At 70.3% G+C, this 26,281-nt stretch carries 30 protein-coding genes and 1 pseudogene; 17 read left to right on the top strand and 14 right to left on the bottom strand.

Annotated elements, in window-relative coordinates:
- The first annotated feature begins 130 nt into the window (after positions 1–130).
- Positions 131–862 carry a DUF72 domain-containing protein gene (locus RF644_RS06305; RefSeq protein ID WP_368795882.1) on the top strand — a complete coding sequence of 244 codons (732 nt, stop codon included), beginning with the start codon at positions 131–133 and terminating at the stop codon, positions 860–862.
- Positions 863–956: 94 nt separating this feature from the next.
- A complete protein-coding gene (locus tag RF644_RS06300; RefSeq protein ID WP_368795881.1) occupies positions 957–1,166 on the top strand; it encodes a hypothetical protein in 210 nt (69 codons plus the stop codon).
- Positions 1,167–1,180: 14 nt separating this feature from the next.
- Here the strand turns inward: RF644_RS06300 and RF644_RS06295 are convergent, their stop codons facing one another.
- Positions 1,181–1,753, bottom strand: coding sequence for a DUF664 domain-containing protein (locus RF644_RS06295; protein WP_368795880.1), 573 nt, complete (start codon positions 1,751–1,753; stop codon positions 1,181–1,183).
- 33 nt (positions 1,754–1,786) lie between these two features.
- Positions 1,787–2,350: a DinB family protein gene (locus tag RF644_RS06290; RefSeq protein ID WP_368795879.1), complete on the bottom strand. Its 564-nt coding sequence runs from the start codon at positions 2,348–2,350 to the stop codon at positions 1,787–1,789.
- Between the two features lie 165 nt (positions 2,351–2,515).
- On the opposite strand from RF644_RS06290, the gene RF644_RS06285 reads away from it, so the two are divergent.
- Positions 2,516–3,658 (top strand): calcium/sodium antiporter, encoded by a 1,143-nt coding sequence (locus RF644_RS06285; RefSeq protein WP_368795878.1) that lies wholly within the window; start codon positions 2,516–2,518, stop codon positions 3,656–3,658.
- Between the two features lie 31 nt (positions 3,659–3,689).
- On the opposite strand, the gene RF644_RS06280 is transcribed toward RF644_RS06285, so the two are convergent.
- Together RF644_RS06280 and RF644_RS06275 are read right to left on the bottom strand one after the other, a co-directional pair.
- A complete protein-coding gene (locus RF644_RS06280; protein WP_368795877.1) occupies positions 3,690–4,358 on the bottom strand; it encodes a GAP family protein in 669 nt (222 codons plus the stop codon).
- Positions 4,359–4,554: 196 nt separating this feature from the next.
- Positions 4,555–5,079, bottom strand: coding sequence for a flavodoxin domain-containing protein (locus RF644_RS06275; protein WP_368795876.1), 525 nt, complete (start codon positions 5,077–5,079; stop codon positions 4,555–4,557).
- A 90-nt stretch (positions 5,080–5,169) separates the two neighbouring features.
- On the opposite strand from RF644_RS06275, the gene RF644_RS06270 reads away from it, so the two are divergent.
- The 4 genes from RF644_RS06270 to RF644_RS06255 all read left to right on the top strand — a co-directional run bounded on the left by RF644_RS06270 (position 5,170) and on the right by RF644_RS06255 (position 7,202).
- Positions 5,170–5,637: a hypothetical protein gene (locus RF644_RS06270; protein WP_368795875.1), complete on the top strand. Its 468-nt coding sequence runs from the start codon at positions 5,170–5,172 to the stop codon at positions 5,635–5,637.
- Between the two features lie 112 nt (positions 5,638–5,749).
- Positions 5,750–5,902, top strand: a complete 153-nt coding sequence (locus tag RF644_RS06265) for a hypothetical protein (RefSeq protein ID WP_368795874.1) — start codon at positions 5,750–5,752, stop codon at positions 5,900–5,902.
- Between the two features lie 53 nt (positions 5,903–5,955).
- Positions 5,956–6,693, top strand: a complete 738-nt coding sequence (locus RF644_RS06260; protein WP_368795873.1) for a hypothetical protein — start codon at positions 5,956–5,958, stop codon at positions 6,691–6,693.
- A gap of 104 nt (positions 6,694–6,797) precedes the next feature.
- Complete coding sequence (locus RF644_RS06255; protein ID WP_368795872.1) at positions 6,798–7,202, top strand: hypothetical protein; 405 nt, start codon at positions 6,798–6,800, stop codon at positions 7,200–7,202.
- Between the two features lie 104 nt (positions 7,203–7,306).
- Here the strand turns inward: RF644_RS06255 and RF644_RS06250 are convergent, their stop codons facing one another.
- The gene (locus tag RF644_RS06250; protein ID WP_368795871.1) at positions 7,307–8,356 is read right to left on the bottom strand and encodes a serine hydrolase domain-containing protein; all 1,050 of its coding nucleotides are present in this window, start codon (positions 8,354–8,356) and stop codon (positions 7,307–7,309) included.
- Positions 8,357–8,511: 155 nt separating this feature from the next.
- Positions 8,512–9,528 (bottom strand): DoxX family protein, encoded by a 1,017-nt coding sequence (locus RF644_RS06245; protein ID WP_368795870.1) that lies wholly within the window; start codon positions 9,526–9,528, stop codon positions 8,512–8,514.
- A gap of 90 nt (positions 9,529–9,618) precedes the next feature.
- Here RF644_RS06245 and RF644_RS06240 point away from each other — a divergent pair, with 90 nt between their 5' ends.
- Positions 9,619–10,200, top strand: coding sequence for a TetR/AcrR family transcriptional regulator (locus tag RF644_RS06240; RefSeq protein ID WP_368795869.1), 582 nt, complete (start codon positions 9,619–9,621; stop codon positions 10,198–10,200).
- A gap of 207 nt (positions 10,201–10,407) precedes the next feature.
- Here the strand turns inward: RF644_RS06240 and RF644_RS06235 are convergent, their stop codons facing one another.
- Together RF644_RS06235 and RF644_RS06230 are read right to left on the bottom strand one after the other, a co-directional pair.
- Positions 10,408–10,713 (bottom strand): DUF4386 domain-containing protein, encoded by a 306-nt coding sequence (locus RF644_RS06235; RefSeq protein ID WP_368795868.1) that lies wholly within the window; start codon positions 10,711–10,713, stop codon positions 10,408–10,410.
- 473 nt (positions 10,714–11,186) lie between these two features.
- Positions 11,187–11,897 carry a DUF4386 domain-containing protein gene (locus RF644_RS06230; RefSeq protein ID WP_368795867.1) on the bottom strand — a complete coding sequence of 237 codons (711 nt, stop codon included), beginning with the start codon at positions 11,895–11,897 and terminating at the stop codon, positions 11,187–11,189.
- A 389-nt stretch (positions 11,898–12,286) separates the two neighbouring features.
- Here RF644_RS06230 and RF644_RS06225 point away from each other — a divergent pair, with 389 nt between their 5' ends.
- The 3 genes from RF644_RS06225 (at position 12,287) to RF644_RS06215 (ending at position 14,939) form a co-directional block, all read left to right on the top strand.
- On the top strand, positions 12,287–13,099 hold the full coding sequence (locus RF644_RS06225; protein WP_368795866.1) for a DUF4386 domain-containing protein: 813 nt from the start codon (positions 12,287–12,289) through the stop codon (positions 13,097–13,099).
- The gene (locus RF644_RS06220; protein ID WP_368795865.1) at positions 13,096–14,130 is read left to right on the top strand and encodes an NAD(P)-dependent alcohol dehydrogenase; all 1,035 of its coding nucleotides are present in this window, start codon (positions 13,096–13,098) and stop codon (positions 14,128–14,130) included. Before RF644_RS06225 ends, RF644_RS06220 begins: the two co-directional genes overlap by 4 nt.
- Positions 14,131–14,318: 188 nt before the next feature.
- On the top strand, positions 14,319–14,939 hold the full coding sequence (locus RF644_RS06215; protein WP_368795864.1) for a hypothetical protein: 621 nt from the start codon (positions 14,319–14,321) through the stop codon (positions 14,937–14,939).
- 373 nt (positions 14,940–15,312) lie between these two features.
- On the opposite strand, the gene RF644_RS06210 is transcribed toward RF644_RS06215, so the two are convergent.
- Positions 15,313–15,942: a TetR/AcrR family transcriptional regulator gene (locus RF644_RS06210; RefSeq protein ID WP_368795863.1), complete on the bottom strand. Its 630-nt coding sequence runs from the start codon at positions 15,940–15,942 to the stop codon at positions 15,313–15,315.
- A gap of 79 nt (positions 15,943–16,021) precedes the next feature.
- On the opposite strand from RF644_RS06210, the gene RF644_RS06205 reads away from it, so the two are divergent.
- Positions 16,022–16,297 (top strand): hypothetical protein, encoded by a 276-nt coding sequence (locus RF644_RS06205; protein WP_368795862.1) that lies wholly within the window; start codon positions 16,022–16,024, stop codon positions 16,295–16,297.
- 183 nt (positions 16,298–16,480) lie between these two features.
- Here the strand turns inward: RF644_RS06205 and RF644_RS06200 are convergent, their stop codons facing one another.
- Both RF644_RS06200 and RF644_RS06195 read right to left on the bottom strand, forming a co-directional pair.
- Positions 16,481–16,972 (bottom strand): TspO/MBR family protein, encoded by a 492-nt coding sequence (locus RF644_RS06200; RefSeq protein WP_368795861.1) that lies wholly within the window; start codon positions 16,970–16,972, stop codon positions 16,481–16,483.
- 90 nt (positions 16,973–17,062) lie between these two features.
- Positions 17,063–17,710 (bottom strand): TetR/AcrR family transcriptional regulator, encoded by a 648-nt coding sequence (locus tag RF644_RS06195; protein ID WP_368795860.1) that lies wholly within the window; start codon positions 17,708–17,710, stop codon positions 17,063–17,065.
- A gap of 93 nt (positions 17,711–17,803) precedes the next feature.
- Between RF644_RS06195 and RF644_RS06190 the strand changes: the two genes are divergently transcribed.
- On the top strand, positions 17,804–18,748 hold the full coding sequence (locus RF644_RS06190) for an NAD-dependent epimerase/dehydratase family protein (RefSeq protein WP_368795859.1): 945 nt from the start codon (positions 17,804–17,806) through the stop codon (positions 18,746–18,748).
- 113 nt (positions 18,749–18,861) lie between these two features.
- The gene (locus RF644_RS06185; protein ID WP_368795858.1) at positions 18,862–19,374 is read left to right on the top strand and encodes a hypothetical protein; all 513 of its coding nucleotides are present in this window, start codon (positions 18,862–18,864) and stop codon (positions 19,372–19,374) included.
- A gap of 355 nt (positions 19,375–19,729) precedes the next feature.
- Here RF644_RS06185 and RF644_RS06180 read toward each other — a convergent pair whose 3' ends face one another.
- Positions 19,730–20,266, bottom strand: a complete 537-nt coding sequence (locus tag RF644_RS06180) for a DinB family protein (RefSeq protein WP_368795857.1) — start codon at positions 20,264–20,266, stop codon at positions 19,730–19,732.
- A gap of 505 nt (positions 20,267–20,771) precedes the next feature.
- Between RF644_RS06180 and RF644_RS06175 the strand changes: the two genes are divergently transcribed.
- From RF644_RS06175 to RF644_RS06165, 3 genes are all read left to right on the top strand, one after another.
- Entirely contained in the window at positions 20,772–21,803 is a 1,032-nt protein-coding gene (locus RF644_RS06175; RefSeq protein WP_368795856.1) for a hypothetical protein, read from the top strand.
- Between the two features lie 993 nt (positions 21,804–22,796).
- A complete protein-coding gene (locus RF644_RS06170; RefSeq protein WP_368795855.1) occupies positions 22,797–23,198 on the top strand; it encodes a hypothetical protein in 402 nt (133 codons plus the stop codon).
- A 388-nt stretch (positions 23,199–23,586) separates the two neighbouring features.
- Positions 23,587–24,078 (top strand): excalibur calcium-binding domain-containing protein, encoded by a 492-nt coding sequence (locus RF644_RS06165; protein ID WP_368795854.1) that lies wholly within the window; start codon positions 23,587–23,589, stop codon positions 24,076–24,078.
- A gap of 229 nt (positions 24,079–24,307) precedes the next feature.
- Here RF644_RS06165 and RF644_RS06160 read toward each other — a convergent pair whose 3' ends face one another.
- Together RF644_RS06160 and RF644_RS06155 are read right to left on the bottom strand one after the other, a co-directional pair.
- Positions 24,308–25,516, bottom strand: a complete 1,209-nt coding sequence (locus RF644_RS06160) for a heparan-alpha-glucosaminide N-acetyltransferase domain-containing protein (RefSeq protein ID WP_368795853.1) — start codon at positions 25,514–25,516, stop codon at positions 24,308–24,310.
- Between the two features lie 188 nt (positions 25,517–25,704).
- Positions 25,705–26,060: pseudogene (locus tag RF644_RS06155) on the bottom strand (recombinase family protein).
- Positions 26,061–26,281: the final 221 nt, after the last annotated feature.

The following is a 26,281-nucleotide window of genomic DNA, read 5'->3' as shown; positions in this document are numbered from 1 at the left end:
TCCTGGGATCGTGCGGGGTGCTCGGCGGGGGCGCCGTGCGTGCCGGTGAACACCCTACGTCCGCCGCGCGGCCGGCCGGCGCCCGGCGCCACGGCCGGACCCGGCGCCCTCCGCCGCTACCCTGGAGCCCATGGGCTGGCACATCGGCACCTCCGGGTGGAGCTACGACCACTGGGAGCACGTCCTCTATCCCCCCGGCACGGCCCCGGCCAAGCGCCTGGAGATCTACACCCGGGCCTTCTCCACCGTGGAGCTCAACGCGAGCTTCTACCGCTGGCCGCGCAGCAGCACCTTCGCCGGCTGGAACCGTCGCCTGCCGGAGGGCTTCCGGATGACGGTGAAGGCCCCCCGCGGACTGACGCACGCGAAGAAGCTCTACGCGCCCGAGACCTGGAGCCGGCGGATCGCCGAGTCCTGGCACGAGCTGCGGGACCGGCGCGGCGTGCTGCTCGTCCAGCTCCCGCCGGCGCAGGCCCGCGACGACGCGCGCCTCGACTGGTTCCTGGCCGGGCTGCCCGACTGGCTGCCCGTCGCCGTGGAGTTCCGCCACGACAGCTGGGTGCACCCGGAGGTCTTCGAGCTGCTCCGGCTCCACGGCGCGGCGTACTGCGTGCTGAGCGGGGCCGGGCTGCCCTGCGTCCTCGAGGCCACCGCCCCGTTCGTCTACGTCCGCTTCCACGGCCCCGACCACCACCACCTCTACGCCGGCTCCTACTCGGACGAGGACCTGGCCTGGTGGGCGGACCGGATCCGGGAGTGGCACCACGGCGGCCGCGAGGTCTACGCGTACTTCAACAACGACGGCGACGGCCACGCCGTGCGCAATGCCCTGACGCTGCGCCGGCTCCTCGAGGGCGGCTGAGGAGATCCCCGGCCGGGCGCAGGACGCCGTGCGCGGGATGCCGGGCCCGGGCATAGGATCGGGCCATCACCGTCGAGCAGGACAGGAGCCGGAGATGGACTGCTACCCCGAGCCCGCGGACCGCAACGAGGCCTGGGCGGAGACGAGCCAGGAGGGACTGGGCGTCCGCGACGAGACCTGGCTGACCGCCACCACCGACGAGAGCAACCGGCGCGCCGGCGCTCCCCCCGAGGAGGCCGAGGACGACGCCCCGCCCCCGGAGGACCCGGAGGCGGGGACCGGGCGCCCGTCGGACGACGAGTAGCCGCATCCCGCCGGTCAGTCCTGCGGGCTCCACGTCTCCCCGTCCGCCAGGGCGTTGAGCTCGTAGGCGGTCCGCCCGTCGAGGGACTCGCGCAGGATGTCGGCGTGCCCGGCGTGCCGGGCGTTCTCCTCGACCATGTGCAGCGCCACCCACCGGGCGGGCCACGTCACCAGGTCCCGCGGGAACCACGGGGCGTCCGGGACGGGGATGCGGGCCTCCGGGTCCGCGGTGCGCAGCCCGGCCTCGACGCGGTCGGCCAGCGCGTACAGGGCCGCGCCCAGGGACTCGGCGGTGTCCTCCGGGCGCACGGCCTCCGGCAGGATCGCCCCGGCGGCCCAGCCGGCGTCGTCCAGCGGCTCCCCGGAGGTCCGGCCGGGATCCGTGAGCACGGCGAACGGACCGTGCCCGCCGATGAACAGGACGTGCCGGGCCAGCGCGCCCAGGCTCATGGCGCTCGCCGAGGGGGTCGCCCGCAGCTGCTCGGCGTCGAGGCCCTGGAGAGTGGTGGCGACCTGGCGGATCTGCTGGCTCGCGAAGGCCGCCAGGGCGTCGCGCTCGTCGGTGACGGTGGGAGTGAGGAAGGGCACGGTGGGCTCCTGAGGTGTCGTGCGGCGCGGGGCTCAGCGGGTGTGGGCGTACAGGTCGCGCAGCAGGGCGAGCTCCGCGCCGTGGTGGATCAGCTCGCGGTTGATGTGCAGCACGAGAGCGAGCATCGGCAGGTCCGCGTACGGGCCCTCCACCGGGCCGCACGGGCGCGCCAGGTCCGCGTCCGTCAGCGAGTGCACGCCGGCCGTCCAGCGGGCGAACTCGCGGTCGAGCTGGGCGAGCGCCTCCTCCGCGGTCCCGGCGTACGCCCAGCTCTGGTAGGACGCCTCGGGGCCGGCGAAGTGCCCGTGGCTGCGCGCGGCGAGCACCCCGACGACGACGTGCGCCAGCCGCCAGGCGATGGTCGTGAACGGCGCGGGCACCGGTTCGGGGAGGGCGAAGTCCAGCACGAGCTCCCCGCGGCCCGTCTGCATCGGGGTGCGTTCCTCGGCCCGGGGATGGACCGTCCACGCGGACCCGCCGGTGGGGTCGAAGAAGTACTCCTCGTCGGTCAGGCCGGCGAGGCGGGGCCGCAGCTGGTGGGTCCAGTGCCGGTCGATCTGGTCGGCGGCACAGGCGGCGACGTCGAGGTCGGTCATGGCGGTTCCCTCCTGGTCGGGGCGCCTCCGGCGCAGCGTCCGGTGACGGGTCCAGTGTCCTCCCCGACGCGGACAGATCCTGTCCGCGTCCGAGCCGCACCCGTGCCGTGACGGATGCCGCGCACTGCCTCCGTCCTCCCGGGCGGCAGCTCTAGACTGGCGCCCATGACGGTCCTGGACGTGGGGCGCATCGGGCTCGGCATGGTGCTGCTGATCGCGGGCGGGGAGCTGCTGGTGCGCGGGGCCACCGCCCTGGCCCGGCGCATGGGACTCTCCGTCCTGGTCATCGGGCTGACGGTCGTCTCGTTCGCCACGTCGGCCCCGGAGCTGACGGTGACCGTCAGCTCCGTCCTGGCCGGGGAGCCGGGGCTGGCGCTGGGCAACGTCGTGGGCAGCAACATCGCCAACGTCCTGCTCGTGCTGGGACTGACCGCCCTCGTGGCGCCGCTGGCCGTCACACAGCAGCTGCTGCGCTTCGACCTGCCCCTGCTGGTGGTCGTGTCGACGGTGCTGCTGCTCGTGTCCCTGGACGGCCGGATCAGCGGCACGGACGGCGCGGTGCTGTTCGCGGCGGTGGTCGTCCACGGGGTCCTGACGGTGCTGATCGGCCGCCGGGACGCCGCCTCCCCCGCCGGGGCGCCGAACCCTCCGCCGGACCGGCCGCCCGCCGCATCCGGTGTCGACGGGTCACCGGCCGGGGAGGACTCGGCCGGTGTCTCGCTCGTCCTCGTCGTGGTGGGGGTGGGGCTCCTGGTGGCCGGGGCCACGGTCCTCGTCGAGGGGGCGGTCAACGTCGCCACGGCCCTGGGCGTCAGCGGCTTGGTCGTCGGGCTCACGGTGGTCGCCCTCGGGACGTCCCTGCCCGAACTGGCGGCCTCCGTCGTCGCGGTCCGCCGGGGACAGCGGGATCTCGCCATCGGCAACGTCGTGGGCAGCTGCCTGCTGAACCTCGGGCTGGTGCTCGGGGTGCCGGCGATCCTCGTCGACGACGGCCTGCCGGTACCGGCGGCGGCCGTGGCCCTGGACATCCCGGTGATGCTGGCCGCCGTGGTGGCGCTGCTGCCCATCGCCTTCACCGGGTTCGCCGTGGCCCGCTGGGAGGGCGGTCTGTTCCTGCTCCTGTACCTCGCCTACACCGGGTACGTGCTGCTGGCCGCCACCGAGCACGACGCGCTGGAGGGGTTCAGCTCCGTGATGGTCTCGTTCGTGCTGCCCCTGGTCGTGATGACCCTCGTGGCGGTGAGCGCCCACGAACTGGGCCGGCGCCGCGAGCGCCGCGGGCTCGGCGGGCCTGCGGGCGCCCCCTAGCCGCCGCGGGTGGGCCGGGGCACGGTTCCGGTCAGCCGGACCGCAGTCCGCTCACACCGTTGCCGAGGAGCACCGCGCCGATGACGACCAGCACGACGGTCATCACCCAGGAACCGTTGGCGCTCATCCACCCCTTCGCGGCCGCCAGCACCGTGGCGGCCCGGTCCCCCAGGACCACGTGGAGCAGCACCGGGGCGGCGACCGCGGCGCTGGCGACACCCGTGAACAGCAGGAGCGCCAGCACCTGGTGCGCCACGGACGCCGTGGCCGTCGCGATGGCGGCCGCCCCCGTGACGACCAGCACCGCGTTCTTCGGGTTCACCGTGACCAGCAGGAAGGCCACGGCCAGGGCCTTCGGGGGCGTCATCGTGTCGACCGCGGTCATCCACCGTGCCGGCTGCGACCCCTCGCGCGACCGGCTCCGCCACTGCTTGACCCCCAGCAGCAGCAGGGTGCCGCCGAGCACCACCCGCAGGACGCCGACCCAGGGCGCGGGATCGTCGCGGGGCAGGGTCGTGTCGACGACCAACACGGTGAGGGCGGCCACGACGGCGATCCCGGCGACCCAGCCGGACAGGAACGCGGTGACCGCGCTCCGGGTCCCGCTGGTGACCAGCATCAGCACGATCACGGCGACGGGCAGGGAGGCGGCGAGCAGTCCCAGCGCGATCGGGAGACCCGCGGCTGCGGCTGCCGGCACGACGACCTCCTGGGAACGGGTGCCCGTGACCGGGCCGCTGACGCCCGGGGCTGCGGTCGAGCCGACCGCTCCCTTCGACGATTGCTGGAGCCCCGGGCACCGGGGCCCACCCGTCGTACGACGGGGACGATCGGAACACCGGCCTCGGGGGCACATCCTTCTCCACCAGGGTGGAGGTCGCGGGGGCGGCCGCGGATCACCCGCCGCGGGTGGTCGTCCTCAGTGCCCCGGCGATGTCGCGGGCCCAGGCCTCGATCCGGGGCCAGTCCCGGTGGTCGCCGAAGCGCCCCCCGGTCCCCCGGAGGAGGAGGCCGGCCCAGCCCGGCAGCTGCTCGGCCTGCGCCGCCCCGGACAGCAGCAGGTGCCCGCGCGGGTGCACCACCTCCCGCAGGGACGCGGCCAGCCGCCGGTTCTGGGCGCGGCGGGCCGGTCCGCGGAGGATGCGGGGCAGGGCCGCGGACATCCCCACGCTGAACAGCCACACCGGCCGGGTCCGCAGCTCGGCCTGGTGGCGGTGGACGAACGCGGTGGCCACCGGCAGCCAGTCCTGGTCGTGGATGGCACTGCCCAGCACGACGGCGTCGTAGTCGCCGAGAGCCTCGTGCTGTTCCATGGGCCCGACGTCGACCGACGAGCCCTCGTCCCGGAGCACGTCGGCGATCCGCCGGGCGATCTCTGCCGTCGATCCGTGTGCGCTGGCATGTGCGACGAGAATCCGCATCTCCGTCTCCCTCTCGATCCTGCCCCCAGCGTAGGCCGACGACCGGCCGGACCGGGTGACGACCGGGGACGCGGGACGTAGCGTAGAACCATGAACAATCTCGTGCTGTCCCTGACCAGCTCCGCGGCCGCCGGAGCGCTGACGCTGGTCTCCCCGTCCGGCTGGTCGCCCCGGGTGCGCGCCGCGTACGTCGTAGTGCCCGGAGTCCTGGTCGCCGGCGCAGGAGCGTGGGTGCTGTCCCGGAACACCGACGGGGAGGACTCCGTCGATGCCGGCACCGAGGTCGGGCCCCTGGCCGACGGGACCCCTGTCGCGGCGCAGCGGCTGCCGGTGGCGGCGCGGGCGGCGCTGCTGCTGGGTCTCGGCGCGGCGACGTGCGGCGTCCAGGCCGCCTCGCTGCGGATCGACGCGATGCTCGAGCGGTGGCTGGTCGCCCGCGGGGCGACCCATCCGCGCCGGTGGATGGCCGCGCTCGCCGTGCTCGCCTCGCTGGGCATGGACGCCGCCGGGGACCGCATGAGAGACCTCGCCGGGGAGGACCGCCGGCCCGTTGCCTGACGACCTCCGCCGCCCCGGGCGCGGCGGCTGTTACGGTTCCCCCAGCAGGCACCGGACGCCCGCGTCGCCCGTCGACCCCGACTCCGACTCCGACTCCACGAGGAGCACCACCATGGCCGCTGAGCCAGTCGCCCGGCAGACCGAGCCGGTCCTCGTGCCGATCGGTGCCCCGGCCGTCTCCCCCGCCCCGGGCCGCGGTGGGGCCGGGTCGCGGGCTCGTCGCGCCCCCGGGTCCCGCAGCCGGCCGCGCCGGCCGGTCCGCTGAGCCGGGGTCACCGGACGGTGGACGAGCGGCGGAGGCTGAACCAGGGCGGTGCCGTGTACCCCGGTGCGCGCGCAGTGGTCATCCCCGCCCGCACCGGAGCCACCGGGGAGCCCACCACCCGCCGTGTGGTCGTGGCCGCCGACCGGAGGAGCTTCACCCTGGACGACGGCCAGGTCTACGAGCGGCTCTCCGGGGCGCTCTGGTCCCAGCGGCGCTCCCCGGACGTCGGCACGCTGCTGGTCCGTCAGGCCTGCACCGAGGGCGCGGCCCTGTTCGACGGCCTCTGGCGCTCGGCCGCGGACCCGTCGCCGCGGACGGCGGCCGAGATCGCCCAGGCGCAGGAGGCGGCTGTGGTCGAGGCGCTGCGCGCCCGCCACCGCGTTCCGCCCTGGTCGAGGCCGGACTTCTACTACGACGTGGTCCGGGCGCGAGAAGCCCTGGCCGGTCTGAGCTCGGACCTCTCCCGGATCCCCGACGAGAGGTTCTGGGCCGTGGTGGAGCGCCACCGGCGCACTCCCGCGGAGATTGCCGGGCTCAACCAGCCGGTGGGGCCCGACTGTCTCACCGCGGAGCACGGGACCTGCCGGCGGTGCCGGCCCGTGCACGTGTGGGCGTGGGTGGCCGAGCGCCGCTGGAGCCACCACGGCGGTGACCCGTCCGTGGTCTACGACGTCGAGGCGATCGTCGCCGTGCTCGAGCGCATCGACCCCGGGTACCGGCACACCCCGGGCCGGGTCCTCACCCGTGTCCTCGACGAGCACCACCGTCCGGAGCAGGGGGCCACCCCGTGAGCGCGGCGCCGACGGACGGCGCACCGCGCACCGGACCCGGGCCCGCCCCCGCCCGCACGCCGGCCCCAGCACACCACCCGATCCCCTCGACGACAGGACGTCCCATGCGCCGACCCGTTCCCGCTCTGCTCGCTCTCTCCGCCCTCGCCCTGACCGGCTGCGCGCCGACCGCCGACGACATCCAGGCGATGGTGGCCGGCGGGGCCGCCTACGAGGACGCGACGGCGCTGCGCGACGACGTCGTCGGGGCCGGCATCGACTGCCCGGGCACGGACCAGCTGCGCGCCCCGGCCGACCCGGAGTCCACCTACCTGGACTGCGCCAACGGACGCATGGCCATGGCCGTCACGGACTCCGAGGAGCGCATGGAGGGGCTGCTGAACACCCTCAGTAGCGAGCAGGGCGCCTCCTTCCTGCACGCGGACAACTGGGTCGTCATCTCGAGGGACGCGGCCCCGCTGCAGCAGCTCCGGGACGAGCTCGGCGGGGACATCACCACGAACCCCTGAGCGGCCACGGTGCCGCTCGCCGTCCGCCCGCACGGACCGTGGGAGCCCGGCGCCGCCGCACGACGGACGCCCACGGCCCCCCTCATGGACATGCCCCAGGCCTGCTACGACCAGGAGGCGGTCGTGAGGAGGGCGAAGAGAGGCTCGAAGTCGTAGCTCGTGGTGCTGTTGGTCATGACCACGATGCCCAGACCGTGTTCTGGGTAGAGACGCATGACGTTCCAGAATCCGGCGCCGGCCCCGAAGTGCTCGACCCACTGACCCGTTTCCCGGGTGGGGCGGCGGAACCAGCCGATGCCGTGGTCGAAGGGCTTGCCCGGGTGCCTGATCACTCGCATGGACCGGGCCGTCTCGGCGGACAGGATGCGGTGCCCCTCGATCCGGCCATCATCCAGGTGCAGCCGCAGAAACCGTCCGGCATCCGCCACGTCGCCGACCAGACCGCCGTAGGCGGCTCCGTCGACGTAGAAGGGCCGCAGGCCCAGGTAAGCGCCGTGACGGGTCCCGGCCACCCCGGGTGGGAGCAGACGGCGCAGCAGCGGATCGGCGGCGCGCGGGGCGCGCACACAACCGGTTGCGGCTGGTGCCTCCGGGCGGTAGGTGAACCCGGTGCTGGTCATGCCCACCGGATCCAGCACGGCTTGCTGCAGATAGGACGTCACCGGCATACCGCTCACGGCTTCGATGATCTGACCCAGCGCAAGATAGCCGACGTTGGTGTATCGGGCCCTGTGCCCCGGGGCGTGGCGGTAGGCGCGCGGTCGGCTCATCACGGACCGCAGCAGGTCCTCGGCCGCCGGCGGCTCCTGCTCGGCCGGGTGCACCCATCGCAGCGGCAGAGGATTGGACAACCCCGCGGTGTGGGTCAGCAGCTGCCCTACCGTGGGCTGGGAGGCACGCGGGGCGCGCAGACCGTCCACATAGTCGGCCACCGGGGCGTCCAGCTCGAGGCGACCGTCCTCGACCAGGGTCATGGCGGCCGTGGCGGTCACGATCTTGGTCATGGAGAACCACAAATACACCGTGGCCGGAGTCGCGGGCGCCCCCGTGGCCAGGTCAGCAGTTCCGAACCCGCCGGCGTACAACGACCGCTGTGAGTCGACCACGACCAGGGACAGGCCCGGGATGCGCCCGGTGCGCATCATGGTCGTCACCGCCTCCGCCAACCACTCAGGGGTCTCCCCTGGCTGGGTGACGGAATCATCGGAATGGTTCTCAGACGGATGGCTGTGCATGGCATCCCCCAGATGCGCGACTCCACGGACGTCGCAACGGTCTGACGCCACCCTGAAATTCTCCCGCTGCGGTGTCAAGACCGAAACCGTCCACGCCATACAGACGACGAAGACGGAGTTCGCCAAGGCGCTCCGCTGGGCCCCTCAGCACCAGACGACGGCCGATCCCGTCTTGAACCACTACAGACACCTGAGTCCACCGCGGCGGGCGTGGGCGTCGGGGCGTCGAGCATGCCTCTGACCTCTGGCCACGTCGCAGGCGCCTGGGTTGCGGGCAGCGAGCGGAAGGTCGATTCCTGCAGGTGCGGCCGGTAGGTCCGCATGACGTGGACGTGGAGCGCGGAGCGGGTGTAGCGGCGCATCGCGTCCTCGTCCGTCCACCCGGACCAGGTCCAGAAGGTGGCGGTCAGCGGCTGCGCCGCCAGATCGCACCACAGGACCCCGGGGGCCTGTCGCAGAGCCCGCCGCAACCGCAGCGAAGCGAGCAGGAAGCCCGGCACGTGCCTGGCTGAGCGCAGCCGGAGCCGGGAAACGAGCACGATGCCGGCACTGGGGGCTTCGTCTACTGCTCCGGCGGGTCCGTAGGCCCGTGGCAGGACGGCGTTGAGATTTCCCAGCGAGTCGCTGAACACCGCGCGTCGCCAATGAGTGATCACCACGACGACAGCGGCTGCGATGTAGAGCAGTTGCAGGGCGGTGCGCGGCAGCAGGGCGGTGGCCGGTTCCCCTGCCAGCGTCAGTCCGGCGGTCGCGGCGTAGATGTTCGCGGGGAAGATCGCCACCATCAGCAGGCCCAGGCCACCGGCTGCCCAGGCGGCCGTGCGCGGCAGCATCAGTCCGATGGCGCCGGCGAGCTCCAGCACCCCGGTGACCGTGACGAGCAGCTCAGGGTGGGACAGCACGGGCGGGACGATCGCGACGAGATCGTCGCGGAGACCCGCGAAATGGGACACCCCGGTGGCGAGGAACATCACCGCGAGACCTCCGCGGAGAGCCGGGGGTGCTGCCTCCCGCAGGCGGCGGTGCCCGAGGACCGCGGCGATGCCCAGTGTTGCTAGGGTCGCGGTGAGGAAGATGATCAGGACTGACATGGTGCCCTCCTGGGCGTCGATCTTGTCACTGACAAGCCTGCGCCTCCAGTGGTATCTTGTCAATGCCTAGATATGGGGTAGGGTGCCGGTATGACTCCCCGCGCTTATCACCACGGCGACCTGCATCGTGCGGTCCTGGATGCCGCCGTGCAGGCCGTGCTCGAGGTGGGGCCCTCCCAGGTGAGCCTGCGGGACCTGGCGCGGCGGGCGGGGGTCTCCCACGCGGCCCCGGCCTATCACTTCGGCAACAAGGCCGGGCTCTTGACGACGCTGGCGGCAGAGGGTTTCCGGATGCTCGCGGAGCACCTCACCGAGGTGCTCGAACGCACCGGCAGCTTCCTCGAGGTCGGTGTCGCCTACGTGCACTTCGCGGTGGAGCACCGGGCGCACACCCAGGTCATGTTCCGCCCGGATCTCTACGACGCCTCCCGTGCCGACGTCGTCCAGGCGCGCGCCGCCGCCGCCGAGGCGCTCTCCCACGGGGTCGCGACGTTGCCACCGGAGGTGGTGGGACCGGATCCGAAGGTCGCCGCCCTCGCGGCTTGGTCTCTGGTGCACGGCTTCGCGGACCTCTGGCTCGGCGGAGCGATCAGCGAAGGGAACGACGGCGATCTCACCGGGTCCGCCCAGGCGGTGGCTCGGTTCCTCTTCGACAAGGGAACGGCGGAGTAGCCGGCGGAGGATGCACACGACCACGCTGTCCGTCAGCGGCCAGGGGACGGGGTGGGCGATGAGGCAGGGCTGATGCCCATCAGGGCGTATCCCGTGCGCATCAGGTGCAGGCGGGGTAGAGCGGCAGCGCCGCCTCGGGGCGGGGCCGACGGGGCGCGCGCGGACCGTGGACGGGCTCGGGGTGGGCACTGCTGCTGGTCCGGGCTGTCAGTCGTGGAGGTCGTGGTGCGCGGCCGGGGTGTCGGTGGCGGCCGTTCCCGTGGTGAAGGGAGAGGGCTTGAAGCCCATGACGACCAGCCAGATACCCAGGGAGAACTCCCACAGCGCGATCGACAGGGCGGTCAGAGCGGCAAGGGCGGAGACCTGTCCCCACAGGTCGAAGGTGGTGGCCACGGCCGAGGCGATCAACAGCGGGGCCCCGATGAGGCCGATGACGGGCAGGATCCGTGGCACCAGCCGGGACCGGTAGAGCAGGGGTCCCAGCAGCAGGGCGTTGAGGGCGTCCTGCGCCACGGGTCCATCGGGGCCCGTGCCGGGGTGGTGGTGCGGTCGGTGAGGGCCATGTCGGTCTCCTGTGTAGGGCGGTGAGAACCTGCGGATCAGCGGACCTCCCCGAGGTGCGGCGATCTGCCCGTGGTGCTGGTCGAGTTGGTCCTGGAGGAAAGCGGTGGGCTTCGGCTCCTCGGGAATGGCTGACGAGGAGTGGGCAACCCGCACTCGGGCCGGCCGCACCGGCTACGGCTGCGCGGTGACGGGCTGCGGCGCGGCCGTGCCCGTGGCCGGCACCGGGGGCATGTCGGGCCAAGGCCGAGGATGAAGTTCGGGTCGTTGAGCACCGGGTCGCGCAGCAGCAGCGCGGGGATCGAGGTGAGGTGGGAGAGTAGGAACAGGACGCCGGCGGCCACGGCAATCCTTCGGGTGGAAGTCATAGCGGCTTCTTTCGCAGAAGGAGCGTCACAGGAGGAGCGATGCTTCGAGGTGGGTGCTCAGGCCGCGACGGGGAGCGTGCCGACCGGTTGGGGAGTCTTCACACCCCGGATCAGCAGGTAGAAGACCATCCAGATCTCCCCGACGACCGCCGGCAGCACGACGATCCCGGAAATGGCCGCACCGATGGTGGGCGCGAGGAACAGGGCGAGGAGGTCGATGAGGTAAGCGGCGCAGGCGATCATCAGCACCACCCCCAGGACCCGGGGGAACATGCCGGAGGTGTAGGCGAGGCAGCCCATGGGCAACAGCCACAGGCCGAAGAAGACCTGGGCGATGAGGAACCCGTGGGCGTAGATCTCCACGAGCAGCCCCACCAGGGCCCCGGCCCCCTGGGGTCCCAGCGCCGTGGCGGAGGAAGCGTCGGTGGCGACCAGGTAGGCGGCGAAGTAGAACACCAGGTTCAGGCGCTGCAGGGCCACCCCGATGGCCGCGAAGACCAGCAGCGCCCGGGCCACGGTGGTGTTCACGTGCTCGAAGAGCCGGTAGAAGCCCATCGCCACGAAGACCATGAAGGTGGCCTGCCCGAGGTCGGCCACGAGGCCCAGCCGGAACAGCACGGGGTGCTCGGCGATCCGGTTGGCGGTGGCCGGACCGTCGCCGGGCACCAGGACGACGGACTGGACGTAGATGATGGCGAAGACGGACAGCAGGGCGACGGCGAGGTAGCAGGCGCCGGTGATGCGGGCCAGGCGCTGGGGTGCTTCCATGGTCTTTCCTCCATCGGAGTGTGGAAAGCAGGAAGGTCGAGGCGGCGCCCAGAGGGCTCGTAGTGACCGGGGTATCAGGCTTAATAAAGGGCTCTCCACGGTGCGGGGGGCGGCTATCAGGCGGATCATGAAGAGTCAGAGCGAGCCGTCGCGCCGACAGCGGACATCCGGGGATCGCCCCGGCGAGGTGGTGACCAGCGAGCACCCCGCAGAGCCGGAACCCTCCTCGCCGCACACGCTCACCCTGACCGGCACGGGCCGCGCACAACCGATCGGCATGGTCGTTCGGCTCCACCGACGACTTCCGCGACCGAGGGTCACCCGGATGTGGATCGGTGAGGTCTACCGGTTGACCACGATGTCGAAGCCTTCGAGAAAGCCGTCCGGCCATGACCGACCCCAGGACCCCTCCTCGCCTCCGCCGAGTCACCGGAGGATTGTTCCTCGTCGGGGCCCTGGCCTTCGCCGCCGCAGCCACGGTGCTGTCGAGCACCTTCGACTGGCCCGACATTCTGCGGGAACCACCGGGGGTGGTGCTGCCGGCCTTCGAAGCGGGCAGCCCGGGCCTGGTCTGGATCTGGTTCGCCACCGCCTGGACCTACGGGATCCTGGCCGTGCCGATCCTGCTGCTGCCGGCCGCCCTGGGACGCCAGCAGGACCCGGTGCTGCGGGCGGCCACCTGGGTGGGGGCGGCCTCGGTGGTGCTGTCGGTGACCGGGTTCCTGCGCTGGGTGTTCGTGGTCCCGCCCCTGGCCGCCACCTACGCCACTGGGGATCCTGCTGCCCGGGTCGCGGTGGAGACCGCCTGGACGGCCCAGCACCAGTTCGGCGGGGCCCTGCTGGGCGAACACCTGGGCCAGGTCCTCGCCCTGGCCTGGTCGATCACGGTGTCCGCTCTCATCCTGTACCACCGGCTCCTGCCACGCTGGCTCGGGGTGACCGGGCTGGTGGTCAGCGGGATCTACCTGCTCAACCAGGGCGAGGTGCTGGCCACCGCGGTGACCGGCTTCCCCGTGTGGGAGCCGGCCGGGCTGATCGGCAGCACCGGGTGGGGCCTGTGGGTGGCCGCCCTCGGGGTGACCCTGCCGCTGCGGCCACCCAACCACGAGGCACCCCACCAGGGAAGCCACTCCACCACCGCGCCCCGACAGACTCCTGCCGGGCGCCGACCGGACACTCTCCGGGAAGGAACACCGTCATGACAGCTGAAGGACCTCCCACAGTCGAGGACCAGGACACCGCCACTCCCGCACCGGAGAACTCGATGCGGGCGGTCGTGCGAGAGCGGTACGGCCCTGCTGAGGTCCTGCACCTGGCACAGGTCCCGGTGGCCGCCCCCGGGGCGAAGGAGGTGCTGCTGCGCGTGCACGCGGCCGGTCTGGACCGGGGCACCTGGCACCTGATGACGGGACGGCCCTACCTGATGCGCCTGGGCTTCGGGCTGCGAGCGCCGAGGAACCCGGTGGCCGGGATGGAGGTTGCCGGTACGGTCGCAGCCCTCGGTGCCGCCGTCACCGGGATCTCCATGGGTGAGGCGGTGTACGGCATCGCCCGTGGATCCTTCGCCGAGTACGCCGTGGCCCGGGCGAACCAGCTCGCCCCCACCCCGGGGAATCTGACCGCTGCCCAGGCCGCGGTGGTGCCGATCTCGGCGGCCACCGCCCTGCACGCCCTGTGCCAGGCCGGGCACCTGCAGGCAGGGCAGAAGGTGTTGATCACCGGGGCCTCCGGCGGAGTCGGGTCCTACGCCGTGCAACTGGCCAAGGCCCTCGGCGCGCAGGTCACCGCGGTGACCAGCACCGCCCATCTGGACCACGTCCGTTCCCTGGGCGCGGACCACGTCATCGACCGCACCGGCGAGGACTTCGCCGACGGCACCCACCACTACGACCTCATCCTGGACCTGGCCGGCAACCCACCGCTGTCCCGGCTGCGCCGGGCCCTCACCCCCGCCGGCACCGCCGTGCTCGTCGGCGGGGAGGACGGCGACCGCCTCACCGGGGGCATGGGCCGGACCTTGCGCGCGGTGGCCCTCTCACCGTTCATCCGCCAACGGTTCACCAACGTCGTCTCCATCACCCGCACCGCAGACCTCCACCGGCTCACCGCACTCATCGAGACCGGGCAGGTGGTGCCGTACCTCGATGGAACCTACCCGCTGGAACGAGCGGCGGAGGGCATGCGCCACCTCGAGGCCGGAACGGTGCGCGGCAAGCTCGCCATCACCGTCTGAGCCCCCGGGGCCAGACGCTCGGCACAGCCGGAAGGGAGAGGCCTCCAGCACCCCGTCCACCCACCGCGGGACAACGAACAGAGCCTCACCACGCACCCGACCCACTCAGCGCCCGGGCCGCAGAAACACTTGATCCACCGGCCCCGGCCGGCAGCCGCGGCCCAGGCACATTCCCAACGGAGCACATCATGTCCAACCCCGTCCCTGCGACGCTCTATCGCATCGGTGCAGCCGCTGGTTGCGGAAGCGCCGTCGTGCTGCTCATCAACGCCGCCAAACGCGCCGAACTCATCCCGACTTCGACCTTCACACAGCTGGTCGCCCCGCTCGCACAGATCCTTGCCCTGGCGTTCGTCGCCGCCCTCTATCTCGCCGTGGGCCGCCGCACCGGTACCTTCGGCCTGATCGCCTTCCTGGTCAACGCCTTCGCCCTGTCAGCGCTGGTCGGTGTGGAGTTCGTGATCAACCTCGTCTTCGCCGACCTCCCGATGAGCACCGTTGACGCGCTCCGGGGCGGGTCGTTGGGAATTGCCCTGACGGCGGTGTCCATCGTCTTCCTGCTCGGCACTCTCGCCTTCGTCACAGCCATGATCCGCAGTCGCGAGGTGCCCGTGGCGCCGCTCGTCCTCTACGCCATCGGCGCCGTCGCGGTCGCGCTGCGAGCCTTCGTGCCCGAGGTGGTGCTGGACCTCGGGCTGCTCACTCTCGCTGTGGGTCTCGGATGGCTGGCGATCTGGCTCTTCAATCGATCCACCAGCTTCCTCGCCTGGGAGGAAACCACCGCACTCAGCACCCACCAGTTGTCCTGACGGGACTGACAAACCAAGAAATGACACCTTATCCGGGCTTGATGACCGCTATGCGCGCCGGATGTAGAGCGCCAGTCATCCAGCGGCCTCAAGGTGTGAGACGCCGGCAAGGGAACCTGTGCCGCAATGGGATCGGTGTGGACGCCGTCCGCTACCAGTTCCCCGGATGTGATCGTCTCGATGGCGTCGCCTGACGGTCAGCCCGTCCCGGCCTCATAGACACCATCTGGTGTCTTATGGACGGGTGACGACATTGCAGGCACCCTGCACCGTGGGCGGTGAGGACGGCCGACACAGCTCCAAGGGCCTGGATGGGTAGAACTTCCAGGACGGTTCTCGGGCCCAGCCTTGGGGTGGCGTGGGTGTCCTGGTGTTATCGAATCACGGTCTTCAGGAGCATCTTCGCCAACCACTTCTCGTAGCGCTCCGGTGACCAGCCGTAGTCACCCATCAGCATGTCCGCGACCTGAGGGCTGTAGAGCACGTAGAGCGTGGCGGCGGCCTCCTCCGGGTCCGGGTGCGACCCCTCGGGACCGACGATCAGGGGCACCGCGGCGATCATCTCTTCGCGCCGGGCGGCCTTCACCTGCTCCATCATGGCGGCCAGCTCGGGATCGGAAGCAGCCGCCTCCTGGGCGACCCGCACGACGGGCGCCACGCGTTCGATGATGGCCCGCCCCACGGCAGCGTCCATCTCAGCCCGCCGACGGTCATCGGGCTCGGCGGCGACCGCCCGGGACTCGGCCCGCTCGGCCATCGGCACCGGATCGGTGCCACCGGTGATCGTGCTCTCGATCAGCTGCCGCAACAGTTCACGCTTGGTGCCGAACACGGCGTAGAGCGTCTGCACGGCGACACCGGCCCGGTCGGCGATCGCCTGGATCGTCGTGGCGGCGTACCCGTTGGCGACGAAGAGCTCCTGGGCAGCCTGGAGGATCGACCGGCGGGTTTCCCGGGCCTGGTTCGCACGCTTGGCCGAGAAGTAGGACCTCTTGACAGACACCTGATTAGAGTAGCACTCTAATGAATGGAGTAGCACTCCAATCGATGGGGTCGCACTCTCCTTCACGGAAGGCACGGCCATGGCCTACGCAACGCTCACCGAGTACGACGTCGATCTCGACACCCACATCAAGATGGGCGAGGCCGCCGGGAACGCACCGGTCCAGGGCCTGATCCTGCACGCGGGAGGCCCCAGCGCGCGGGGCGTGCACAGTCTCGACGTGTGGGAGACCAAGGAGGACGCCGAGCGCTTCTTCGCCGAGCGCATGGTGCCGGCCTTGCAGCAGCTTGGCGTCGAGGGCGGTCCGCCGCTGAGCTTCCAGGAGTTCGAGCTCCCGTTCCTGGTGCGGGGTTAGCCCCGCATCCTGACGGTCGGGATCTCGTCCCGCCGACGTGCGGCTGATGCGACGACCGGAGCACGGACCGCCACGGCCCCGATCCACCGGTGGTTGTCCGGGCCGGGTTGACGACATCGCCCGGTCTGCGGCACAGAGTCGTCGAGCCGGCTCCGGGCGCAGCTGATGAACGGGGTCGCCCGGTCAGCGCAGGGCACCACGATTCAGGCGCCACAGCCTGAACGTCCAGGGCAGGTCGTAGCCGATGACCCACAAGGTGTACGGGGTCAGGGCGAGGACAGACGGCCGGTCTGAGGCCACGGCCTTCTGCAGCGCCAGAAGTGGCGCCAGGAACGCCACGATCCCGAGGAACCCGGCGCGTGGGTCGCGCCGTCCGAAGAACGACACATTCCACAGCTCGTTGCCCGCGAGCACGAGGAGCGCGAGCCGCCGAACTCGCCGGTCGTCGTTGCGGTGGGCGCGATACAGTACGGCACCGAGCTCGAGGTAGTAGACCGCCCCGACGACACCGAAGGCGGGCAGCGGCAGCTGCATCCGCGGAGCCTTCAGCTGACGGAACCAGCCCATGGCCTTTTTGCCGATGAAGGCGTTCCCCAGCACTGCGGCGGCCACGGGCGGCCCGCCCACGGCGGTCCACTGTCGCACGCGAGCCCAGTGCCTCATGGGGTTCAGCATGCCACTTCCAGCCGGTCAGCACCGTCCCGTGCCCCGGGTGTGGAAGGGCTGGACAGGACGAGTCGCCACGAAAGCCGGACGGTGAGGATCTCAGTGAACCTCCTGTGAAGGGGGCACTAACCCGGTCAGGTAGCTGCGCACCACCGCGGCGATCTCGGCCTGGGACTGCGGCGTTCCCGGCGCGGCTGCTGACATCGAGCCCACCCCCACGAGCCGGTCGAACTGCAGCCCGTCGATCAGGGCGACGAGACCGTCGGCCTGTCGCGGGGGGTCACCGGCGCCGAGCCGGGTGAGGGCAGCGACCGCCATCTCCCGGAAGACGCCTCCTGCGTGCAGGATCTCGCGCAGGTCCGGATCTGAGGCGACCTCGATCTCGCAGGCCATCCGGGCCAGGGTGTGTTCCCGCTGCTGGGTGATCTGACCGTCGACGAACACCGCGATCCGTTGGGCCATCTGGTCGGCTTCCGTGAGCCGGTCGGTCCGCGTGGCGGGCACGTCAACGGCCTCGGGGGGTGGACCCGGCGCCCGGGCCAGCCGCTCGTGGTTGATCTCCGCGATCCGCGAAAGCACGCCGCGCAACAGTTCGCGCCGGGTCCGGAAGTGGTACGAGGTCGTTCCGTACGGAACCCCGGCGGCGGCGTCCACCGCCCGGTGGGTGAGCGCCCGCATCCCGGCACCTGCGATCACGCCGATCGCGGCGTCGGCCAGCAGTCGCGGCCGGTCAGTCCTGACAGGCATCGCGCTCACACCCCTTCTGCTTTCCGCACGACGGCTGTAGCGTATCCACTACACATGTATTGCTACATGTGTAGCACAGAAAGGGGGGCACCGATGTCCGGACAACCACTCCACGTGGTGATCGGGGCAGCGGGAGCGACCGGACGACGCGTCGTCGCCCACCTCCTCGCGGCCGGCTGCGAAGTGCGGGCACTCACGCGGGACGGCCGCTCGATCGGTCACCCGGAGGCGGAGCTCGATGCTGCCGACGCGGCTGATCCGGCGGCGCTGGTGGCGGCGACGGCCGGCGCCTCGGTGATCCATCACTGCGCGATGCCACCGATCAGCCGCTGGCGCCAGGACTTCCCTCTGCTCACGGACGCCGTCGTGAGCGCTGCCGAGGCGGCCGCCGCCCGGGTGGTCTTCGCCGATGACACCTGGATGTACGGGCGGGTCTGTGGGCCGATGACCCCGGATCTGCCCTACCGGCCGGTCAGCTCACTGGGGGTGCTGCGCGCATGGCTGGCGGAGCGCCTGCAGCACGCGGCGGCTGCGGGGCGCATCCGGCTGTCCCTCGTCCGAGCCGGCGAGCTGTACGGGCCCGGAGTGCGCTCGATGATCGCCGGCAACGTGTTCAACGCCCCTGGCCCCGGGGACCGCGCCTTCTGGTTCGGCTCACCCGACCTGCCGATCACGCCGACGTACATCGAGGACTTCGCTCGCACCATCGCCACGGTGGGTCGGGAGGACACCTCGGACTGCGCGACTTGGCACGTCCCGCACCCGGAACCCACCACTGGGCGCGCACTGGTCGCGTTGGCCGCTGGCGAAGCGGGCCGGCGGAACACCTTGACCGCTGTCCGCGGCCGGCACCTTCGCGCGCTCGGCACCGTCGTCCCGCTCGCCCGCACCGGCGTCGAGCTGCTGTATCAATTCGAGCAGCCGTTCGTCGTCGACGGAACAGCGACCACGGAGGCGTTCGATCTGTGGCCGACCCCGTACGCGGTCGGCGTGCGCGAGACTCATCGCCTCGCGGGTCGCCACCACTCCGTCTCCTGATGGGAGCGGACATGTCCGCGGTATGCATGCGCGAGGGCTCGGCAGCGAACCCTCCGGTTGGTGGAGCGCTTCGAAGGCGTGAGGTCGGCCACCCCTGGAACAGCGGAGGAGTCATGATCGGGTCCCGCTGGGGAGTGTCCGACAGTGAGACCGCACTGCGCTACCCGTGCGACGCGTTCCTTCCCACACCTGCACTCCAGGTGTGGCGCGGCGTCACCGTTCGGGCGGAGCCAGAAGCACTCTGGCCATGGCTGACACAGGTCAGGGTCGCGCCGTACTCCTACGACTGGATCGACAACCTCGGGCGTCGCTCACCGCGCAGACTCCTCCACCTGCCTGAGCCAAGAGTCGGCGACGCGTACACCACTGCCGGAGGCCGCGAGATGGGTCGCATCGTCTCCGTTGTACGCGGACGTCACCTGACCGGAAAGATCCTCGGGGCGTACATGTCCTACCTACTGGTGCCCGGAGAACACGAGACCACGCGGCTGCTCCTGAAAGTCATCGCGGACATCAACCCTCTGCTCGCGCCGGCACTCTCCGTCGGTGACCTCGTGATGGCCAGACGACAACTGCTGAACCTGAAGACCCTCGCCGAGGAAGCACCTAGCCCGGGAGGGCGGTGAACTCACCGGCGCTGTCCGGAATCCCTCACAAGACCATGACATCTGCCCCGGCCACCGCGCCTCCAACCCCCGTGACCGCGAGGTGCCCATCAGCATCGCTCAACAGAATCCGGTGCACGCTCTACGCATCATGATGTCCACAGGAAAGACGGTCTTAGATGGCCGTCAGAGCTCCCATAGCGTGATGGCCCGTAGCCGGCCGTATGTAAAGCGGAAGGGACGGACTTCACGTTCACCCCATGCTCATGACCCCGTCAACATCAGCTTGGTCGATCCTGACGTGTCGCCCCGCCCAGAACGCAGAACGCCGACTGAGCCACCTCGCCCGCAATTCCGATCTCGTGGCATGACCTCTTCATGAAGGCCGATCGATGGTCAACTGCTGTCGGTGGTGGTCGTAGTGCTCGGTGCCGTAGTGGTAGATCTCGGCCAAGCTCATCCAGTCCCGGAAGTACGGGTCCCAAGACACGGGCATGTGCATCCCGCGGCCCAGTGCGGCCGCGGGCTCGGTCTCCAGCTGGTCCTGCAGGACGTCGAGGGTGCGGTCGAACCACCGGATCAGTCGGGGTCCGTGGATCACCCGCCCGGCTCCAAGGCCGCTCTGGTAGTTGATGAGGTGGAAGGGCCGGGTGCCGGCCTCCAGCACCCGGGCGAAGGTACGACTGACCGCCTCGGGGAGACGACCCATCAGCCGCACCAGCGGGATCAGGCGCCGGACGATCAGGTAGCCGAAGAACATGTGGAACAGCAGCTGTCCGTTGGTCCATCGGGTGCCGGATGAGGACCGGCGCAGATCCGCTGGAGTCGTTGTTGCCACGAGGGCGTGGAAGTCCGCCCGGACCCGTTCGAGCTCGTCGTGGATGTCTTGACGGGTGGGTGAGGTGCCGCTCATCGTGGTCATCCCCTCGTGCGGTGTGCTGGATAAGGAACGCCAGACCGGTGCACGGTCGGGGCGGGTGAGCCACTCAATCCACCCCGACTGCACGTGCCGATGCCCCTGGACCTGCGGTGATTAGGAGCGTGGGCGGTCCCTGTCGTTACGGGGCCGCCCAGGTGTGAACATCCCGGTCTCGTTCAGCAGGAGTGCGCCTCCTGCTGCGGGGAGGAAGAGGAGGGCGGGCAGCCATTCAGTGATGGCGAACAGGCCAAGTGCGAGAAGGAGAACGACGATCACTGCGACTCGGACATTGGTCTGCATGACATCACTTCCGTTGAGTTCGCGAAGCCTAACATCGGCCTTCAGGGCCCCTTGCCACCCGACTCGCCGGGCGGACTCCCAGCACAAACGGGAACCCCTGCTGCAACTCGGCATACCCCGTCGTCAACCGGCGCTTCAATGGTTCCGACCACGGCGCTTATGACGGCCAGAACGCCCGAGAGCGCCCTATGTTGAGCAGGTGCCACCCCTCGTCGACGCCTCCGCGCGCCACCGTGCCCTAAGGCGCACCGTTCTCGTCCTGGTGGCGGTGTTCCTCCTTTTCGCCATGGCCGGCGCCACGTTCATGTACGCGCAGATGGGTGTGCGCACTCCCTTCGATGCCTGGTGGCGGAATCTTCAGAGCATGGAGCGGCAGCTGGGGCGACTCGACGGCGTCGACCGGGCGGTGCTGACGGTGGAGACACCGTACTGGGTCAACCGATCCCTGCACGGGGCCTGGCCGCCTCGCTCTGGGACCCTGGAACTGCGCCTGGACGACGCCACGGACCAGTCCCGACTACTGGAGCTGCTCCCGCAGGCCCACCGGATCATCGCCGAGCACGACTGGCCAATGCATGAGGGCCACCGCGCGGGCCTCGAGGAGGGCCCCGAGGAGGTCATGTTCCCAGTTGACCCGGACACCTGGAAGGTCTTGGTCACTACCGGGCCCGACCGCCTCGAGACGGCAGAAGGACCCCTGTCGGTCCTGCCGCTGGCCCACCAGTGGACGAACGCGGCCCGGGAAGCCACGGACCGCCTGGAGACGTCCGCACCCGTTGGCAATAGCAGTGCCACCTTGATCGGCTACCGCGATGTGGATCTGATTTCGGAGACCTCGGTCCAGGAGTTCCTCGACGCCCGCCAGGCGATACCCGAGGACGTTCAGCTCATCGGCCGGCAGGGCGACACCACTGTGCTGGCCGAGGCCCCGATGGGCATGGACAGGGTCACGGCTGCAGACATCGTCGCCGGCGCACGGTTGGGTAGTGCTGGAGGAATCCGCACACTGGAGATCGGATACGGAGGCGAGGACGGCCGCTTGAGCTTCTGGGCAGAGACGCGGGATGAGTTCGGCCAGCTCTCCGACGGCCCTCTGCCCGAGTCCACCCTGACCACCGCGGCCGAGCTGCACGACCGGCTCGCCGAACACCGAGTACGGCACACCATCGTCGTCGCTGTCCCCGGTCACGCATACACCTGGCCCGCCGAGCTTGAAGAAGGCAGTGAGTAACCCTCCCTGCAAATGGCCCCGCCTGGTCCAGTTCCTGCGCGGAAGCCGGAATGTGGGCGAGTAAGTCTAGGCAGTTTCCCTGTCGGCGGGTTCGACCGTGGGGTCCCTGCACGGGTGGAGGTAGCTGATGGCGGCAGTGCTGCACTCAGGTGCGGGGCGATGCATGCCAGCTGGGAGAGATAGCCATGGGCGTCCAGCTCCGCCAACGCGACAGAAACCCGAGCCTTGGCCGTGCTGGCGCGGGCGGCGAGGTCAGCCAAAGCCAGGGTGTGTTCGGGACGGGTGCTGGCCACCGCGCGCAGCACACTACGGGCTTGCGGGCTCAGCCGGGTATCGGCGCCGGCTTGGTGCATCAGGACCTCCAGGGCCGGGCGCAGTGCTGCGAAGGCCGCCGCCCGGGACAGCGGATCTCTCACAGGACTTGCCCACCTGGCGTGCGCCCCGGCACGGTGCCCATAGTTCATGCGGACCGCCTTGACCAGGACAGCTGCCTGCGCTTGGTCGTTGTGCTGCCACAGCGCCGGAGGGATGGTCAGGGGTGCGGTGTGGGGCCGCCGGCCCGGCAGCAGAAGAGTCGCCCCCCGACGACGGGACCCTAGGCCCCAGGTCTTCTGCCGCCAGGACGGCGGCCATTCGACCGGTCGGCAGCGGGTCAGCCCCCCGGCTGAGCGCTCCGACACGGTCCACGCTGGGTGGGCCAGCCCCCCGACTGAGCACCGTGCGTGATACCCCAACCGTACCGACCAGTAAGAAGAAGATCGACTTTCATCATGTCCCCATTTCCGCTGGTGGAACGCCCTCATCGTGCTCGCGAGGCGTTTCCGGTCCGCGTCGTCCACCCAAAGGCAGCTCCCGGCGGCTCATGCGACAAGAGGACATTGCTGTGGTGCTGGCCCTGCGGAGACCAACCACAACTTCGCTGTCGGTTCAGGGTCCGACTGAGGACAATGAGCCCATGACCCGCACCGCCCCCAGCCGCCCGACCAGGTCCCCGTGTACCGCATTCTGCTCGCTGTCCTTGCGGGACTGATCGGTCTCGCCACGTCGGTAGCCCTATACCTCGGTCTGGTGCATGCGGCCCCATTGGTGAGCTGGGGCACCGATGAGGAAGAGCTCCTGCGCGTCGAAGATGCACACGAGGTGCGAATCGCATCCCTGCTCGCCGCGCTGGCCGGCGTCCTGCTCCTGACCGCCCGTGCCCGGTGGACAGGTGGCATCACGGTGGCAGCCGCCTGCCTGATGGCTGCGCTGGCCCATGGAAACACGGTCGCGTCTTGGGTCCTGCTGCTGGTCTACGCGCTGGTCTTGCTGGTGGGTTGTGGCGCCGTCGTCAAACAGGCCAGGAACCCGCGGAGTATGGCACCGTCACGAGGGGCGCGCAGTCGCCTCGGGTGAGCGGGCTACTCTCACATCGCTACACCGGCCGGACATGCTCACGGCCTCGACTACACCCTGGACTGGGATGAGTCGTTGAGAGAACCCCATGTGCAACGCCGCAGTCCCGGCGGTGAAACGGAGCATCAGCAGATCCCGGCGGGAAGGCGGGGGGCACCGAAGCGCGACCGGAGACGCTGTTCCGGGGCGGGATCCACGGCGTGGTCCCCATTGCCATGGACGGGCACGGGACGGCTATCGCGCAATGCCTAGGTTTCGTCTCGGCCTGCTGAACTCCGGAAGTCAACAAGACTGGGGCAGATCAGGTTTGTGTCGTGGACGGGGTTGGCTCTAGAAGACCGGCTGGATACGTTGCGAAGACAAATACTCTGCAGAAAGCGACAAACAGATGCGAAAAAGCGCAGCAAGTGCCGCACTCATCACCGCCGTCGGATTCTCAGCCCTCAGTGCCGCCCCGGCCTCGGCCGACGTTTACGGGCCCATCTTCCCCGTCTGTGATGCAGCCTTCGCCGCAGGGGTGTTCAACATCCCCCAGGACAGCCCGGCGTACCACCCCGCTCTGGACACCGACGCCGACGGCGTGGCGTGTGAGAGCGACACGTACGCCTACGACGCCGCGACGGTGGCCGAGATCGTGGAGCAGCGTGAGCTGGCCCGGGACACACTGCCCCCGAACACCGGCATCATCGCCGGCCCCGATGGCACCGGCCTGGAAGAGGCACCGCAAATCGAGCAGGTCCCCGTCGGCGGCGCCGACACCGGCGTGGCCGTGGAAACCACCGACAGCAACGGCGCCGCCGCGGTGACCAGTGGCCTGGCCCTGACTGCAGCCCTCGCTAGTGGCGCGTTCCTGCTGCGACGGCGCGCCCGCACCGCCTGAGTCGCACGCCTACGGCCCCGGTAACCCTCGCACAGGGTTGCCGGTGCCATTGGTGTACCTGTCGCAATCACTGTCCGACACGTCTGTCCCACCTCATGCATCACCGCGCCGGCAGAGCCGGGTCGATCACACGGGCCCACCATCAGAGGCCAGAAATTCCAGAGCTGGGGTGTCCGACAATCCGCCCTATGTAAAGCCTGGCGTAGTGGAGGTCTTCCCTGACTGGTGCTCACCTGTGGTGGACGCGGTGCAGCACAGCGCGGCGGGTCGTTTCCACGCTGGTGCTGATGACCCGTTCCAGTGGTCCCCGGCCCAGGGCTGCTCGGTGCCAGGTCCGGGCAGCCAGCGCTACGACTACCAAGTGCAGGAGGTACCCCAGGGAGGGCTGGTCGTAGTGGGCCTGGAAGGACAGCGCCACCAGGTGGGCGGTGTACAAGGTCAGACCCATCGCGCCCAACGTCGAGAGCGGCAGCAACCACGCTCCGATTTTCCTGGTGGCCAGCAGCAAGCTCCCCAGCACCAGCAGTCCCACGCCCAGACCGGCCGCGATCGTCCACGCGGTGTCAGTGGGCGCGGGGATGATCGCCGGCCACCAGGGCGAGTCGGTGGGCAACACCTCCGGGCCCCACACCCGCACCTCCATGCTTGTCCGGTTGCCGGTCAGGAACCGGTTGTACCCGTTGAAGGCGTAGGACACCATGGAGGCCGCCTGGGCGCAGATCACCAGTACCGCTCCCACCGCCAGCACACGGACCTGGACGCCCGTGTCGCGCAGTCGCATCCGTCCCAGGCCCAGCCCGATCAGCAGACAGGTCATGTACGACAGGATCGGGTGACTGCTGGTGAGCAGCAGCTGGGAGATCGCGCCCGCGACCCCACTCACCCCGTCGAGGGAGGTGGGGGCGGAGGGTGCATATGCGGGCACGACTTCGGTCATGGCCTGCATCAGCAGCGGACCCACGATCCACATGAGTGCCGCGCAGACGAACAACGCCGTCGCCGACAGGTGCAGGAACGGAATCGCCAGCACCAGAAAAACCGCGTAGTAGATCAAGATATTGTCCGCCGGGGCGCCGTCGGGCATCAGTGCCCCGATCCCCAGGCCTACCGCAGCCAGGAGGATCGCCTGCACGGCCAGCCCCATCCGATCAGCGGCCAGCCACCTGCCTCGGTGTGGGAATCGCCCCCCGGAGTCGAACGCGAGTCCCACCCCGGCCAGCAGGACAAACAGTGCCACCGGAGCCCCCGACAGGAGCAGGCCCGACCAGGTCGGTTCCTGGATCTCGTGGTCATCGGCGGGCATAAAAGACACCGCCAGCAGCCCGAGCAGCGCCAGCCCGCGGGCCGCGTCGATGCCGTCCCACCACCTCGAGGACCTGCGGGCACCGCCGACGGCACCCGCCAGGGCGGGCCCCTCCGTTCTGGATGTCCAACTCATGATTGCCTCGATCTCCGGGACGGGCCCAGGATTTACGGCCCCAGCCCCCGGAACCATCGTGTGCTCAGGATCTCTGCTGCACCTGTCGTTGCCGTTGAGAAAGCCTGTAGGTTCCATAAGATTCTGCGAGCCCCACCGTGCACATCAACCTGACCTCCGCCGCATTCAAGTCGTTGACGACCGCTCGCTCACATGGTGGTCGGCATCGGTAGCTCCCGGATCCGGCGGTAGAGCGTGGCCCTCGACATCCCCAGGTCGCGGGCGACCTGGGTGGCCGGCTCCTCGCCCGCGATCAGCCGGACGGCGTTGCGGATCTGGGAGTCGGTGAAGGTCTGCCGGCGCCCGCCCAGGTCCTTGCCGGCGGCCCGGCGTTTGGCCACCGAGTCGGTGATCCCCCTGGGGATGCGAAACAGGGTCCCCCAGATACTCCACTGTCCGCATAGACGTCATCGCTCCGCACGCCGGCACCCAGAAGGTCGGACACTTGACCGTCCGCGTCCTGCTGCCGCGTCGACACTCGCGCGTAGTCGATCAGCTTCTCCACGCCCACCTCATCTGTCTCGCGACCAACGTCGAGTATCCGATTCCTGGGGTGCGGACAACGCACGAAGATGAGAGCAGATCGAACCGCGGAATCATGCGGGCCGCATTTCCGGGACGAGACGTCTTGCATCCCCTGGGTGACGTGACGATTCGACCGGCCCCGGTTGCGTGAGGACAAGTACTTGCCAATTCAGAAAGTCCTTGTTTTGATGGTGACATCGC

It is taken from the genome of Kocuria sp. CPCC 205258, assembly GCF_040981005.1.
Taxonomy (GTDB): Bacteria; Actinomycetota; Actinomycetes; order Actinomycetales; family Micrococcaceae; genus Kocuria; species Kocuria rosea.
The sequence above is the reverse complement of the archived record's forward strand: the minus strand, read 5'-3'. Positions and strand labels throughout refer to the sequence as shown.